Annotated in this window: 15 protein-coding genes; 10 read left to right on the plus strand and 5 right to left on the minus strand. The window is 66.0% G+C overall.

What is annotated here, in order from left to right; genetic code table 11:
- Window positions 1–29: 29 nt before the first annotated feature.
- Window positions 30–1070 (plus strand): L-malyl-CoA/beta-methylmalyl-CoA lyase, encoded by a 1041-nt coding sequence (citE, locus tag AC5FRV_RS00725; RefSeq protein WP_493559215.1) that lies wholly within the window; start codon window positions 30–32, stop codon window positions 1068–1070.
- A gap of 4 nt (window positions 1071–1074) precedes the next feature.
- Here the strand turns inward: citE and AC5FRV_RS00730 are convergent, their stop codons facing one another.
- On the minus strand, window positions 1075–1341 hold the full coding sequence (locus tag AC5FRV_RS00730) for a hypothetical protein (RefSeq protein ID WP_493559216.1): 267 nt from the start codon (window positions 1339–1341) through the stop codon (window positions 1075–1077).
- A gap of 106 nt (window positions 1342–1447) precedes the next feature.
- Between AC5FRV_RS00730 and AC5FRV_RS00735 the strand changes: the two genes are divergently transcribed.
- Both AC5FRV_RS00735 and AC5FRV_RS00740 read left to right on the plus strand, forming a co-directional pair.
- A complete protein-coding gene (locus tag AC5FRV_RS00735) occupies window positions 1448–1987 on the plus strand; it encodes an SRPBCC family protein (RefSeq protein WP_493559217.1) in 540 nt (179 codons plus the stop codon).
- 12 nt (window positions 1988–1999) lie between these two features.
- Window positions 2000–2386 carry a hypothetical protein gene (locus AC5FRV_RS00740; protein ID WP_493559218.1) on the plus strand — a complete coding sequence of 129 codons (387 nt, stop codon included), beginning with the start codon at window positions 2000–2002 and terminating at the stop codon, window positions 2384–2386.
- 17 nt (window positions 2387–2403) lie between these two features.
- Here AC5FRV_RS00740 and AC5FRV_RS00745 read toward each other — a convergent pair whose 3' ends face one another.
- On the minus strand, window positions 2404–3417 hold the full coding sequence (locus tag AC5FRV_RS00745; protein WP_493559219.1) for a sulfite exporter TauE/SafE family protein: 1014 nt from the start codon (window positions 3415–3417) through the stop codon (window positions 2404–2406).
- 294 nt (window positions 3418–3711) lie between these two features.
- Here AC5FRV_RS00745 and AC5FRV_RS00750 point away from each other — a divergent pair, with 294 nt between their 5' ends.
- The gene (locus AC5FRV_RS00750; protein WP_493559220.1) at window positions 3712–4320 is read left to right on the plus strand and encodes an HdeD family acid-resistance protein; all 609 of its coding nucleotides are present in this window, start codon (window positions 3712–3714) and stop codon (window positions 4318–4320) included.
- Window positions 4321–4407: 87 nt separating this feature from the next.
- On the opposite strand, the gene AC5FRV_RS00755 is transcribed toward AC5FRV_RS00750, so the two are convergent.
- Together AC5FRV_RS00755 and AC5FRV_RS00760 are read right to left on the minus strand one after the other, a co-directional pair.
- On the minus strand, window positions 4408–5526 hold the full coding sequence (locus tag AC5FRV_RS00755) for a pyridoxal phosphate-dependent aminotransferase (protein ID WP_493560140.1): 1119 nt from the start codon (window positions 5524–5526) through the stop codon (window positions 4408–4410).
- Between the two features lie 829 nt (window positions 5527–6355).
- Complete coding sequence (locus AC5FRV_RS00760; RefSeq protein ID WP_493559221.1) at window positions 6356–6622, minus strand: HalOD1 output domain-containing protein; 267 nt, start codon at window positions 6620–6622, stop codon at window positions 6356–6358.
- 272 nt (window positions 6623–6894) lie between these two features.
- Here AC5FRV_RS00760 and AC5FRV_RS00765 point away from each other — a divergent pair, with 272 nt between their 5' ends.
- A complete protein-coding gene (locus AC5FRV_RS00765) occupies window positions 6895–7404 on the plus strand; it encodes a CinA family protein (RefSeq protein WP_493559222.1) in 510 nt (169 codons plus the stop codon).
- Between the two features lie 34 nt (window positions 7405–7438).
- On the opposite strand, the gene AC5FRV_RS00770 is transcribed toward AC5FRV_RS00765, so the two are convergent.
- Window positions 7439–8173 (minus strand): PHP-associated domain-containing protein, encoded by a 735-nt coding sequence (locus AC5FRV_RS00770; RefSeq protein WP_493560141.1) that lies wholly within the window; start codon window positions 8171–8173, stop codon window positions 7439–7441.
- 314 nt (window positions 8174–8487) lie between these two features.
- On the opposite strand from AC5FRV_RS00770, the gene AC5FRV_RS00775 reads away from it, so the two are divergent.
- From AC5FRV_RS00775 to AC5FRV_RS00795, 5 genes are all read left to right on the plus strand, one after another.
- Complete coding sequence (locus AC5FRV_RS00775; protein WP_493559223.1) at window positions 8488–9054, plus strand: hypothetical protein; 567 nt, start codon at window positions 8488–8490, stop codon at window positions 9052–9054.
- A gap of 71 nt (window positions 9055–9125) precedes the next feature.
- Window positions 9126–10193 (plus strand): TIGR00341 family protein, encoded by a 1068-nt coding sequence (locus tag AC5FRV_RS00780; RefSeq protein ID WP_493559224.1) that lies wholly within the window; start codon window positions 9126–9128, stop codon window positions 10191–10193.
- On the plus strand, window positions 10190–11353 hold the full coding sequence (locus AC5FRV_RS00785) for a DUF7972 family membrane protein (RefSeq protein WP_493559225.1): 1164 nt from the start codon (window positions 10190–10192) through the stop codon (window positions 11351–11353). Before AC5FRV_RS00780 ends, AC5FRV_RS00785 begins: the two co-directional genes overlap by 4 nt.
- A gap of 51 nt (window positions 11354–11404) precedes the next feature.
- Window positions 11405–12196: a DUF2182 domain-containing protein gene (locus AC5FRV_RS00790; RefSeq protein WP_493559226.1), complete on the plus strand. Its 792-nt coding sequence runs from the start codon at window positions 11405–11407 to the stop codon at window positions 12194–12196.
- The gene (locus AC5FRV_RS00795; protein ID WP_493559227.1) at window positions 12193–13173 is read left to right on the plus strand and encodes a twin-arginine translocation signal domain-containing protein; all 981 of its coding nucleotides are present in this window, start codon (window positions 12193–12195) and stop codon (window positions 13171–13173) included. The genes AC5FRV_RS00790 and AC5FRV_RS00795 overlap by 4 nt, the downstream gene beginning before the upstream one ends.
- Window positions 13174–13198 lie beyond the last annotated feature (25 nt).

The following is a 13198-nucleotide window of genomic DNA, read 5'->3' on the forward strand; positions in this document are numbered from 1 at the left end:
CCAACGGCAAACCAAACGACATACCACCCATGACACGACTCTGCCGCACGTTCCAGACCGCACCGGCCGCCGTCCCGAAGGAGGACAGCGCGAAGTATCTCAAATCCGGCCTGACCGCCGAGGGGTTCCAGTCGCCCGACTGGCTCGTCCCCGACATCGAGGACGGCACCGCGCCGAACATGAAGGCCGAGGCCGTCGAGAACGTCGTCGAGTTCGTGCCCGAGCACGCGTCCGACTTCGGCGGCGAGATCTGGCCCCGCGTCGAGTGGAGCTACGCCGACTCGGGATTCCGGGAACGCGGGAGCGACCAGATCCGGACCCTCGTCGACGAGGCAGGCGACCACATCGACGGCGTCGTCGTGCCGAAGGTCGGCCGCCTCGCGGACGTCGAGCGGGCGCTGTCGGCCGTCGCGGAGGCCGAGCGCGAGTTCGGCCACGACGACGGGAGTATCGGGCTCTCGATCATCGTCGAGACAGCCCGTGCCTGGTCGGACCTCCGAGAGATCGCCATGCTCGGCGAGGACGGCCGACTGACTGGCCTGATATTCGGGCCTGTGGACTACACCGCGGAACTGGGCGGCCGGGCGCTCGACGGCGAGCGCCCGCGCTGGGATGCGATGCTCGAACACCTCTCGAACGAGGCCAGCGCCAGCGACCTGGTCTGCGTCGGCGGCCCGTTCGACCGACTCTTCCACGAGCGCGCCGGCGTCACGTACTTCAACGCGCCGGGCTACGCCGACCAGGTGACCCACGAGGCGAAGATCGGCATCGACGGCTCGTGGTCGCTCCACCCCAAGCAGACGGTCCAGGCCAACCGGATCCACATGCCGACGAGCGAGGAACTCGAACGCGACGTGTCGAAGATAGAGCGGTTCAACGAGGCGAAGGCGGAGGGGACGGGCGCCGTCGTGCTGGACGGCCAGATGGTCGACGAGGCGACGTTCAAGAACTTCGCCAACACCGTCGAGAACGCCCGGGCCATCGACGACGCCCACCCCCAGCAGACGGCCGAGTTCTACGACGACGAGTTGCTGGAGCGGACGCGCGAGCTCGACGTCGGGTTCGCGTGAATCCTCAAACGGAGTCGTCAGCCTGCTCGCCGTCGCTCGCACCGCGACCGTCGCGATCTGGTGCGTCGTTCCGGCCCGGATCGTCCATCTCTGCGATCACGTCGAGCGCGTTCAGGGCCAGGTAGATGGTGCCACCGACGATGGCTGCGCCGCCGACGACGCCCCCGCCGTGAGAATACTCGATCGAAGCGAGTTCGACCGCGATGACGCCGAGGACGACCAGGAGCAGGGCAGTACACCGTCGGACGGTTTGCTGGAGGGCTTCGGTCATACCACCTCGTGGTCCCAGGCGGACCGAATAGCTTCCGGCTGTGGCGTCCCGTCGGTACCCTGGCGGGCCAGAGAATACTTATCACCTGGCTGAACGAATGCTCAGTATGCAAACCATCGTCGCCGGCACCCAGATAGACGCACCGCGGGCCGACGTGTTCGCCTTCTTCGAGCGCATGAACGACCGGCGCTACCGCGCCTGGCACCCCGAGGCCCACCGTGATTTCCGGTACGTCAGCGGCGACCGCATCGAGACCGGGACGGTCGCGCACTTCGAGGAAGTCGTCGGCGGCGACCACCACTCCTTCGACGCGGAATACGCGGCCGTCGTGCCCGACCGCCTGATCGAGTTCCGCCTGACGCATCCGGTGTGGCGGCTATTCCTCCCGACGGTACGCCTGGAATTCCGAGACTCCGGCCGTGGGAGCCACTTCGTCCAGAAGCTGTTCCTCCGGTCTGGCCCGGTTTCGGCGCACTCGGCGCGGGTCCAGGACGAACTCGCTACCGTTCACCAGCACGTGGTCGAGGAGGGCGAGTACCTGCGAGACGTCGTGGAGAACGACCGCCTCGACGCCATCGACGCGGGGTCGGATCCCGCCGTCGTCGGGGGGCCGTCGGCACAGAGGCTAAACGTCCAGACACCTTAGCGAAATTGAACGATGGAAGAACTCGAACTCGGCAAGGCGACGATCGTGTACGAGGACCAGGATGGCGAGATAGTCGAGGAGACTGTCGACAACGAGATGGTCGTCTACGCGCGCGACCACTGGATGCTCAAGTCCGGCACCGACGACGACGGCAACGACCTGATGAGCCAGATACCCCGGGACCGGGTCGTCCGCGTCGACAGGAACGTCGAGAAGTTCGAAGATCAGGCCCGGACCGTCCGCCGACGCGTCGTGTCCTTCGCCGACGAACTCCGCGAGAAGCTCCCGGTCGACGTCGGCGACGGCCGCGGCGGCGGGCCCCACCGGAGTGGTGACCGGCACGAGCCACAGAGCCAGACCATCCCCGTCGAGGAAGGGGACGAGGGCGACGGACGATAGCTATCGTGGTCGGTCGGCTAAACAATCTGGAGGAGCGCGTAGGCACCGATCGAGAACGCGTAGAGGGGGATCAGGTACTCCAGCAGGCGACCGGGGAGGACGCGGACGAGATAGGGCGCAGCGATGGCGGCGAAGAAGGCGCCGGTGAACAGCGACGGGAAGAGCCCGTAGCTGATCGGAAAGCCGGCGGCGAACAGGCCCACGTACGCGAGCGCGCCGACCAGCGAGACGATTCCTTCCGACAGGGACGTGATCGCAGTTGCGGTCTTCTCGTAGACGCCGGCGTAGATCTGTCCGAGCGTCGCGACGGGGCCGTATCCGCCCCCGGAGATACCCTTGTTCAGGCCCGCCAGGAGCGCGAATCCGGCGAGTCGTCGCGGCCGGTAGGTCATCTCCCTGGGCAGGAACTGTCGCAGGAGGCCGAAAACGCCCATGGCGATGACGAGCACGGCGACGTAGATCTCGATGGCCCGTGCCGGCAACGCGACGACGAGGTACGCCAGCCCGATGGCGAGGAGGGTTCCGGCGGTGCCGAACCCGACCAGCACGAACACCGCCCTGGTGGCCTCCGTCACCGGTCGCCTCGCCGAGAACGTCACGTTCTCGAACTCGTGGTGGAGAACGCCGGCGAGCAGTCCGGTCGCGGTTTCCGTAACGAACAGCACCGGGACCACTTCCAGGGGCGCATAGCCCAACGAGAACAGGAGCGGTGCCAGGGACGTTCCGAACCCCATTCCGGAGGCGGAGTCGAGCGTCTCGAAGACGAACCCGGCGAGGAGGACGACCGGGACGAACAGCGACGGAGCGGTCTGAACGACGTTTCCACGCCCGCTGAGGCCGACGACGCCCACGGCGAGGGCGACCAGATAGACCGCCAGCAACACCGCGATCCGGCGGCGCGTCCGTCGCGGGAGTCGCATCCGTTCGCGGATCGGTCTCTCGTCGAGTCGCCGCGCTTCTCTGTCGATTTCAGATTCGTCGTACTCGACGGAGTCCACGCGCTCTACCACCGTCTCTGAGAGATCTGGCATCGACATCTCGGGTCGACCGTCTGTCCCCCGGTACACCGGACGCGCACATTGTTTACCGCCGCCTATTCCCGGGTTGCCTCGCGTTAGACTCCCGATCGAAGTCCCACAGGCGGCGCGTAGCGGGCAGACCGGGGGTTGACCGAGACGTCGTCGCCGAACGAGGCGGTAGGCTCACGTGGATTTGCAGATGGTCGCGGTTAGCCGGGCGCCGGCGTCTGTGGGTCCGTCGCCGTGCTCGCCATACTGAATCGCAAGGCGCCTATAACAAAAACGATAGACTGCGTAGCGATACGTATGGCAGAGTCATCGACTTATCGACCGCGAACCGACGGTGAATCGACGCCCGGACTGGAGACCAGCTGGCGCTCCCTCGAAGTCGGCGGGGTACTGATGGTACTCCTCGGATTGCTGGCGGTACTGTTCCCGTTCGTAGCGGGTGTGTCCATCTCGCTCGTCCTCGGCGGGTTGCTCGTCGTCGGTGGCGTCGTCCACGTCGCACACGCCTTTCGGGCGCGCGGCTGGACCGGGTTCGCCGGGCAGGTCCTGCTCGCCGTCGTCTACGTCTTCGCCGGCATCTCGCTGCTGGCGAACCCGGTGCTCGGTCTGACGACGCTGACGCTGTTGCTCATCGCGTACTTCCTCGTCTCGGGGCTCGTCGAGGTGGCAGTCGGACTACAGCTGCGAGGACAGCCGAGGTGGACGCTCCTCCTGGCCAGCGGACTCCTCTCGCTGGTCCTCGGCGGTCTGCTGGTCGTCGGCTTCCCGTCGACGGCCGCCTGGGTCGTCGGGCTGTACGTCGGCGTCAACCTGATCGCGACTGGCGTCTCGATGGTACTGATGGGCAGGGACGTCCACCGGGCGGTCGCGTCAGTCAGCGGGGACACCGGCGGCGTCGCGCACTGAGACCGGCGCTATTCCTCGTATTTCTCGCCCGTCGACGCGCCCGCACTGGCGGGGCGATTCCGGCCTCGGGCCGGCCGAGCGCCCCGCTCACTCGAAGTACTCGACGAGTCGCTCGGCGGCCTCGTCCACCGTCGGCGTCACGAGGGCAAAGCGGATCCACTCCCGGCGCGACTCGCCGAAGGCCTCCCCGGGCATCCCGGCGACGCCGGCCTGGTCGATCAGTTCGAAGACGTTCTCGAAGGAGCCCGGGAACCCATCGAAGCGTGCCATCACGTAGAACCCGCCCTCCGGGCGGTCGTACTCGGCGCCGACCGCATCGAGTGCCGCACAGAACGTGTCGAGTCGACCCTGGAGTCGGTCCCTGTTTTCCGCATAGTAGTCCGGCCCGGTCGTCTCCAGCGCCCTGTACACGGCGTACTGGGCCGGCCGCGATCCGGTCACGTTGACGATCATGTGCCGGGTGCGAGCGCGGTCGAGCAACTCGCCCGTCGGGCCGTCCTCTGGCGGGAAGACGGCGTAGCCCACCCGGAAGCCCGTGATGGCCATCGACTTCGAGAAGGCGTTCGTCGCGACGACGTTGGGCGAGTCGAACTGCAACGCCGAGGCGAACCGGCCGGTGTAGTCGAAGTGGTCGTACACCTCGTCGCTGACCAGCAGCGCGTCGTTCTCCTCGGCGATGGCGACGAACTCGGCCATCGCCTCGGCGTCGTACACCGCGCCGGTGGGGTTGTTGGGCGAGTTGACGACGATCACTGCGGTGTCGTCGCTCGCGGCCTCGCGCACCCGCTCGGGGTTCAGGTGGCCGTCGTCGTCGACCGGGACGAAGTCGACGTCGGCGCCGACGAAGTTCGCACGGCCGGCGTAGTAGGGGTAGACCGGGTCGGCTAGCAGTATCTCGTCGCCGGAGAAGCGTTCGAGGCCGCCGACCATCGCGAGGTGGTTCGCCTCGCCAGCGCCGTTGGTGAGGACGATGCGGTCGCGGTCGACGCCGCGTCGCTCGGCGATCTCGGTCCGTAACTCCGGCAGTCCGACGCTCGCGGTGTACTGGAACTCGTCGGCGCCCAGGTCGGCGTACTCGCGGAGTCCCTCCCGCAGGCCCGCTGGCGGGTCCCAGTCGGGACTCCCCGACACCATGTCGACGACGTCCCGGTCGGTGCGCCGCGCGTACTGGATGACGCGGTAGAACTGCGGCGTCTCATAATCTATCTTCATAGAATTTCAAAATCCTCCATCTCCTGTATATCTCGATTGCCTAAATAACCTCTTCCCGGTAGGTATCGTTTCAATCTAGGGTCAGCATGTTTAGCGGACGATGTCGGCTCAATGTTAATAGTTTCAGTTTTAATAGTTTTAATGTAGTCAGCTCGGTTTCAGCAATTTCTGGCGATGCATTTATATAAATTGACGGCGTTCCATTGATCAGTCACGGGTCTCGTCCGTCCGTGGACCCGAATCGATGTATGCCCCACGAGGATGTGACATTAATATTGGTCAATACTTGACCTAATTGACCTAAGTTGCAAACTGGTGTCACAAATATATGTGTAACTGACTACCTCGGATAAATATCCGGCTCGTCAGTTGAATAGGACGGACAATCAACCTGGTCAGCCGATGACTAGGAAAACTGTGCGAAGACGTGAAACGGATCCCTTCCTGGGTCCGTGGAACGGACGAGACCCCAAGGTCCTCGCCCAGTGACAACAGTGAAACTTCCGAATATTCGGGAGTATTTAACCGATTTAAGGCCGACCTCCTCATTCGTTGGCTTTGCGTCCGGTTCTTCACTATATTCTGGCTGACCTTCCTCTTAAACTGTATCGAGCAGATATGGGCGGGTGCAATTTACCCCGTTCTGAGTGGGTTCGGTCCTGAACAAATGTTCTGGCTTCTTATTGGGTGGTTGCTTATAAACGAGTTGGGCCTCGATATTTTGGAGGTTTTAGCAATAGCGGCATTCAATAGGGGAATGTCGCTTTACCGGGACTAAATGAGTACCGGGCCTATTCGCTCATAGAAGCCCGCCCGGGCAGAGCTATCGACTGAAGACGACGACGTCGTTGTCCTGAATCGCGACAGTGTAGCCGCAGTACTCGAACCCGACGGTGCCGACGCGCTCGTCACGGAAGATCCGGTCGAGTGCGTCGGGTTCGACAGCGTCGTAGAGGGGCGGGAGGTCGCCCGGCTCCATCTCTTCGGCGTCGGCGACCGCTTCCGCGACCGCCACGCTCGGGAGCACGTCCTGGATCGGCACGACGGTGGTGATTTCAGCGCGTTCGTCGGGACTCACTTTCGAATCCATGGCGTCCTCGCGGGAAAAGACCGGATATCGTTCACCTTCGTTTAAACGGCGACGTCGGCGATATCTAGCGCCGGGTAGAAGTTGACTGAGATGGCGGTACAGCGGCCGAATCGGTTGTTATCAATTCCAAAAACGACTTTCGCGAGCGATGGTCCACCGTATCCGGTGGTTCGTCGGCGGTCGGGTTGGGAGTGACCCCCCTCGACGGCGGCCGGACCGAAACCGGACACCGTTGGGCCGGACTTTTGGCGCTGCCAGTCCAGCCTTCGGGTATGAGCGAGTCAGAAGCGCCGGCCGAGGAGCGCGTGGGTGAGGTGCTGCGGGAGCGGGGAGAGACGGTCGCCGTCGCAGAATCGTGTACGGGCGGCCTCATCGGGTCGCTGCTGACCGACGTGGCTGGGTCGAGCGACTACTTCGACCGGTCGGTGGTGACCTACTCCTACGACGCCAAACGAGACGTGCTCGCGGTGTCCCGGGAAGCCCTCGACGGCCACGGCGCGGTGAGCGAACCAGTGGCCAGAGAGATGGCGCGGGCGGTACGGGACACCGCGGATACGACGTGGGGCGTCGCGACGACGGGTGTCGCAGGGCCGACGGGTGGCAGCGAGGAGACGCCCGTCGGAACGGCCTACATCGGCGTGGCGTACGCGGCGCCGTGGGGGTCGGGAGACTCCGAAACGACCGTCGAGCGCTACGAGTTCGACGGCGACAGGCAGACGGTCAAGCAACAGGTCGCCGAGCAGGCGCTGTCGGATCTGCTGGATGCGGTTGAGGACCGGTGAGAACACCGTTCGCCAGCGCGAGAATCGGGGCCGTTCAGTACACCTTCACGTCGTCGAACCGGCCGCCGTAGGCGACGTGGTCCGGGTGGGTGGCCGCGGTTCCCTGGAGCATGATCCGGTCGAACTTCGACCAGGTGTTCTCGTAGCCGAGGTGGCAAAACTCCAGCCCGCAGCGGAGCGCGTGGAGCGGGCCGTTCCGGTGGAAGATACGCCGTGGCTCGCCGCCACGCAGGGCGTCGACGAACGACGTCTCGTCGGTCAGCGGCCGGTCGAAACTGACCCACGCTTCGCCGACCGTCCCCCGGAGGTGGGCGTACGACGACGTGAACGTCGGGAGGCCGATCGACCGCGCCAGCTCTCGTGCGCGTTCGTTGTGGTGGGGCAGATGCTTGGGGTTGTACACCTCGAGGCCGTGGATGCGGTCCTCGTACCGGCGGATCTGGTCCTCGGTGAGGCTCACCGTGAGAAACTCCGGGTGGGGGACCAGCACCGCGGCGTCCTGCCGGTCGAGTTCCGCCATCGTCCCCTCGAGCGTGAGAAAGTCCGGAACGGGGTCGTCGAGGCCGAGCGCGAGGACGTGACGCCGCTGTTGCCAGCTACCGGTGAACAGCTCCCGGGCCGGGACCACCGTCAACTCGTCGTCGGAGAAGCGCTCGGCGCGCTCCCGGACGTCGGGTAGCCGCGTGAAGTGCGGCGCGTAGACGAGCGCGTTCAGGCCACGCGCCTTGGCGCGCCGGACGACGGCCTCGTCCAGGACCTTCACGTGCATGTCGACCGCGAACCCCTCGTCAGTCACGCCCACACCTACTGCCAGCCCGGTGTTATGGATTTCTATGCGCCGACGGGCCGCCACCACAGAATGTTATCAGTCGAGAGAACTATAATGGTAACAATTCTGTCTCTCTCGGAGAATAGAGAGGGGCGGTCACGTCACGGGGTTTGCGCCGGGAAGATATTAAATAATTGGAGCGTTTGTAGGATTTTTATCGCTATCAGTTCTACATCTGGTAGCGTTCGGCCCGGACGACGCGCCCCCGTGCGCGGATGACATCCCGGCCCGAATAGCTGCGGTTGTCTCAGCCCATGATTGGATACTACGCATTCTGCCACAGGAGTGGCGCACCGCTCTCCGAGCCAACTCACTACGACGAGGACGGACGTGCCTGGCGGTCGGTGCTCTCCGGCGACGGCGACGACGACGATAGACGGGTCGGTGAGCTAACCAACGGAGCGGTCCGTTCCACGCGGCAGGCGCTCGTCACGTACTTTCGCAGGACGCACCGCCGTCACTGCGAATTCGACGCGGAACTGTACAGGCGGGCGGCGCTCGCCATCTCGCGGCTCAAACGCGCCGCGACTGGCGAGCAGGCGGCCGACCGGTACGTCTGGTACGCCCTCCAGCACCGGTTCGACGAACTCGGCTACGACGTCCAGTGGATGCACGCCCACGCGGGCCTCCGCTGTCCGGGCTGTCACGGTCGGCTGAAGTTCGACGACGACCACGACGGCGTCGTCCACGCCGAGTGCGGCACGAACTGTGACGGCACGACCGACGACCAGATGACGCGGATCCGAGAGACCGTCGCGTCGCTGTACACGGCGGCCTTCGACGGATCCGCTGCCCAGCCCGACGAGGTACTCCAGTTCTGATGGATCGGAGTCGCCTGGTTCGTCCGTCCGACGTCCAGCAACTGCCCCGTTACGGGTGTGAGTAACGAGGGATGGCACGACAGGACTTGCGCGTCGTCGAGGTCCTCACGCTCACCCGGGCCGCCCGGGAGGAGGTCGTGGGGGTCCTCGATGCCAACGAACTGGAGTACGTCCTCACCGACGAGAGCGGCGGGGACTCCGAGATGGCGACCATCTCGTTCCCCCTCCCGACACAGACCGTCGAACACATCCAGACGAGACTGGAGGAACTCGACATCGACGACGAGCTGTACACCATCGTCATGGACCCCGAGGCGGTCGTCTCCGACCGCTTCGGCGACTCCGACGACCCTTACGACGAGGTCCGGGGCCTCGGCTACCAGGGTATCTCCCGGAGCGAACTGATATCGACGGCGACCGACATGGTCCCCGACCGGACGATCTACCTGCTGATGACCGCCATCAGCGCCGTCGTCGCGACGGCGGGAGTCCTGTTGAACTCCCTGTCGGTGCTCGTCGGATCGATGGTCATCGCCCCGCTGATCGGGCCGCTGATGGCGACGAGCGTCGCGACGGTGCTCGACGAGCCGAACCTGTACCGCCGCAGCGTTCGATATCAGATCCAGGGCGGTGCGGTGGCGCTGGCGAGCGCCATCGGCTTCGCCACCATCGTGAAGTTCACCGACCTGGTCGATGCGGGGTTCAACGTCAGTCACCTGCTACAGGTGAGCAGCCACACCGCCCCGAACTTCCTGCTCGTCGTCGTGGCGCTGGGCGCGGGCTTCGCCGGCGCGCTGAGCCTCTCGACGAGCGGGACCATCGACCTCGTCGGCGTGATGATCGCCGCCGCAGTGATGCCGCCCATCGGCGTCGTCGGCGTCGGCGTCGCGTGGGTGAGTCTCTCCGCGGTCGTCGGCGGCGTCGCCGTCGTCCTCATGAACGTGTTCTCGATGACGCTGGCGGCGATTATCAGCCTCTGGTACCTCGGGTATCACCCCGAGAGTATGGCCGACGTCCGGCGGGCCCGCGGGACGATGCTCGTCCGGATCTCGACGCTGGGCTGTGCCATCGTCGCGCTCGTCATCCTGCTCGCGCGAGTGACCAACAGCGGTCTGACCGAGGCCATTCCGCTGCTATGAGCGACGACACACGCCCAGACGAGGACGCGGACGAGACGTCGGCGGCCGGCTTCCAGCGGGTCCTCGTCGACGCGATGGCCTCGACCGGCACGGTACTGTTCCTCGTGGCTCGCCTCCTGTTCGTTACCGGCCGGTTCGTCGCCGTCGGCGTCGCCATCGCCGGCGCGACGCTCGCGGACGACGGCCTCCAGGCGTCGGTGCGCCGCTGGTTCCTGCTCGACGGCAATCGCTGGGTCATCGCCGGCGGCCTGACTGCGTTCGCCTTCGTCGGCACGTTCCTGCTGTCGGCGACTGGTTTCGTCGGCGTCGCAGAGGGCGGCTTCGTGACCACCATGTTCAGCGCGTTCATCTCCGGGTTGTTCTCGTTAGTCCCAATCGTGGTGTCCGTCAACCAGCTGACGGTCTCCCGGGTCGTCGGGTCGATCTCGGAGATACAGGAGCAGATGGACAGCGCGCGCGGGTTCCAGCGACAGGTCGCGTCGATGGGCGTCGAGACGGAGATCGTCTCGACCAAGCCGGCGCCGTTCCTCGGGGCGGTCATCTCGCTGCTCCGAAACCGCGCCGAGGGGCTCCAGCGGGCCGTCGACGACGGGTCGACGGCCATGCAGACGGCCGTCGACGAGTACGTCGCGATCCTCCAGACCCAGGCCGGCCACGTCGAAAAGCGGTTCGACGGCGACCGGCAGCGGCTCGGCGACCTGCTGGTGCCCATGATGGGCGACAACTACCCGCAGAACGTCCAGGACGCGCGCCGCATCGAGTCGTCCTACGCGGACGAACTGTCAGACCACGCCTGCGAACTGCTGCAGGACCTGCAGGACCTCTCGACGACGCTGGACCTGCTCCGGCAGTACTACAAGGCGATGTACATCCAGCAGGAGCTCTCCCGGCTCTCCCGGTGGATCGGCTACACCGGCATCGGCGCGTTCTTCGTGTCCATCGTGGTCGTGATGGGCTTCGCCCAGGGACAGCCCTTCGCCGGCTGGCCGCTCCTGCTGGACCTCTCCGTCAGCTTCGCCCTCGCTTCCGTGGTGCTCCCCTTCGCCGTGTTGCTCTCCTTCGTCGTGAAAATCGCGACGATCACGGCACGCACCGCTGCGCCCGGTCCCTTCACGCCGCTGCGGGAGACGCCCGCTTACGCTCGGCACCGGGACGATTGACCGCTCGCCGACCGACGACCGACGGCTCGCTTTCCCCGCCGCTTCGAATCCATGCAACTCGATCACTCTCGGTCACTCGACCGACTGGAACGACGACTGGACAGTGTACAGATACCCCCGGTTACGCTGGGGGTCCTCGCCGTCACGCTCTCTCTGTGGGTCGCCTTGCTCGCGGGCTGGGTGCCCATGCCCATGCCCGCGGATCTCCCCATGTCCGCCCCGGGCGCGATGGAGCGCGCCGCGCTCCACGGCGGTGCCATCGGTACGTACCTGCTGATGTGGGGCGTGATGATGGCGGCGATGATGTACCCGGCGATGCTCCCGTTCGCTCGCCGGTACACGAGCGCGATGGAGGGCGACTGGCCGTCGCGTGCGGCGGCGCTGGTGACGTTCTTCGCGACATACGGGCTGGTGTGGACGGCCACTGGGGCCGTCCCGCTCGCAGTGGACGCTATCGTGGACGTCCACGCGCTGGTCGTGAACGCCCCGGAGCTGGTGTACGGGTCGACGCTCGTGTTCGTCGGCTGGTACCAGCTCTCCGGGTTCAAGGGCGCGGCCCTGGACGACTGCTGTGACAGGGTCTCGGTCGACAGTCCGGCCCTCCGGACGGCAGCGGGACTGGGCCTCCGGCACGGCCGGAACTGCGTCCTGGCCACGTGGCACCTGTTCGCACTCATGGTGCTCGTCGGGTCGATGAACCACTTCTGGATGCTCGGACTGACCGGCATCCTCGTCACCGAACGGTTCCCCGTCTGCGGTCGAGAGATATCCCGGGCCGTCGGCGTCCTCGCCGCGGTCGCCGGCGTCCTGATCCTCCTGCCGGTCCCCTTCCCGTTCCTATGACGCAGGGGTCCTCCCGGGTGTCGCGCCGGCAGTTCCTCGCCGCCAGTGCCGCGGCCGCCGCGGTCGGCCTGGCTGGCTGCGGCTCCGACGACGAGACCAGATACGGCTGGAACGTCGTCGAGACGCCCACGCGAAAGGGACTCACCGACGCCGCGATGACGACCGACGGCCCCTACGCCGTCGGGGAGAGCGGCCTCGTCCTCACCCGGCGCGGCGACGAGTGGAAGACGGTCGTCCAGAACGGACCCGACGGCTCGAACAACGGGCTCTCCGGAATGGACGTCACCGACGACGGGAAGAAGCTCTGGGTCTGCGGCTCAAGCGGCGCGCTCGGCCGCTACGACGTCGTCGCGGGCGAGATGACCGACTTCACCGCGCCCAGGCAGAAGACGAGTAGCTGGGCGGACGTGGCCGTCGACGGCCGAAGCGGTTCCGAACTCGTCTACCTGGTCAACGGCTCCGGTGAACTGCTCCCCGGTCGCTGGAGCGGCCAGCGGATGAACTGGGCCGAGGTGACAAAGCCCACCGGTGGCGAGAGCGCCGCGGCCGTCGACACGGCCAGCGGCGTCGTCTACGTCACCGACACCGGCGGCGGCGTCTACCGACACGAAGAGAAGTCCGAGGACGGCTGGACGGCCGCGGGCATCCGCGGCGTCGACGCCTCGCTCCGGGACGTGGCCGCAGTCGACGGCGACCTCGTTGACGTCGCCGCCGACGACGGCTCCATCTACGTCTACAACGGCTACAACTGGCTCCAGTTGCGCGCGGGCGAACACCCACTCCACGGCATCGACAGAGATCGCCACCGTGGCCTGGCCGTCGGGAACAACGGGAGCGCCCACGCCATCCAGGAGAACAACTGGCAGACCGAGTCGACGCCCACGACGAAGACGCTCCAGGGCTGTGCCCTGGGGAACGCCTCCCACTCCGACGTCGCGGTCGGCAACGACGGGACGATACTCGAGCGGTTCGGGTGAGCGGCAGGGACCGTCCAGCGAACTG

This window comes from Halomicrobium sp. HArcel3 (assembly GCF_058933135.1).

Coding starts and splice junctions, on each gene's coding strand:
- AC5FRV_RS00735 (WP_493559217.1), top strand. CDS start 1,448: ATGCAAACCATCGTCGCCGGCACCCAGATAGACGCACCGCGGGCCGAC.
- AC5FRV_RS00785 (WP_493559225.1), top strand. CDS start 10,190: ATGAGCGACGACACACGCCCAGACGAGGACGCGGACGAGACGTCGGCG.
- AC5FRV_RS00750 (WP_493559220.1), top strand. CDS start 3,712: ATGGCAGAGTCATCGACTTATCGACCGCGAACCGACGGTGAATCGACG.
- AC5FRV_RS00775 (WP_493559223.1), top strand. CDS start 8,488: ATGATTGGATACTACGCATTCTGCCACAGGAGTGGCGCACCGCTCTCC.
- AC5FRV_RS00765 (WP_493559222.1), top strand. CDS start 6,895: ATGAGCGAGTCAGAAGCGCCGGCCGAGGAGCGCGTGGGTGAGGTGCTG.
- AC5FRV_RS00790 (WP_493559226.1), top strand. CDS start 11,405: ATGCAACTCGATCACTCTCGGTCACTCGACCGACTGGAACGACGACTG.
- AC5FRV_RS00760 (WP_493559221.1), bottom strand. CDS start 6,622: ATGGATTCGAAAGTGAGTCCCGACGAACGCGCTGAAATCACCACCGTC.
- AC5FRV_RS00745 (WP_493559219.1), bottom strand. CDS start 3,417: ATGCCAGATCTCTCAGAGACGGTGGTAGAGCGCGTGGACTCCGTCGAG.
- citE (WP_493559215.1), top strand. CDS start 30: ATGACACGACTCTGCCGCACGTTCCAGACCGCACCGGCCGCCGTCCCG.
- AC5FRV_RS00780 (WP_493559224.1), top strand. CDS start 9,126: ATGGCACGACAGGACTTGCGCGTCGTCGAGGTCCTCACGCTCACCCGG.
- AC5FRV_RS00730 (WP_493559216.1), bottom strand. CDS start 1,341: ATGACCGAAGCCCTCCAGCAAACCGTCCGACGGTGTACTGCCCTGCTC.
- AC5FRV_RS00770 (WP_493560141.1), bottom strand. CDS start 8,173: ATGCACGTGAAGGTCCTGGACGAGGCCGTCGTCCGGCGCGCCAAGGCG.
- AC5FRV_RS00795 (WP_493559227.1), top strand. CDS start 12,193: ATGACGCAGGGGTCCTCCCGGGTGTCGCGCCGGCAGTTCCTCGCCGCC.
- AC5FRV_RS00740 (WP_493559218.1), top strand. CDS start 2,000: ATGGAAGAACTCGAACTCGGCAAGGCGACGATCGTGTACGAGGACCAG.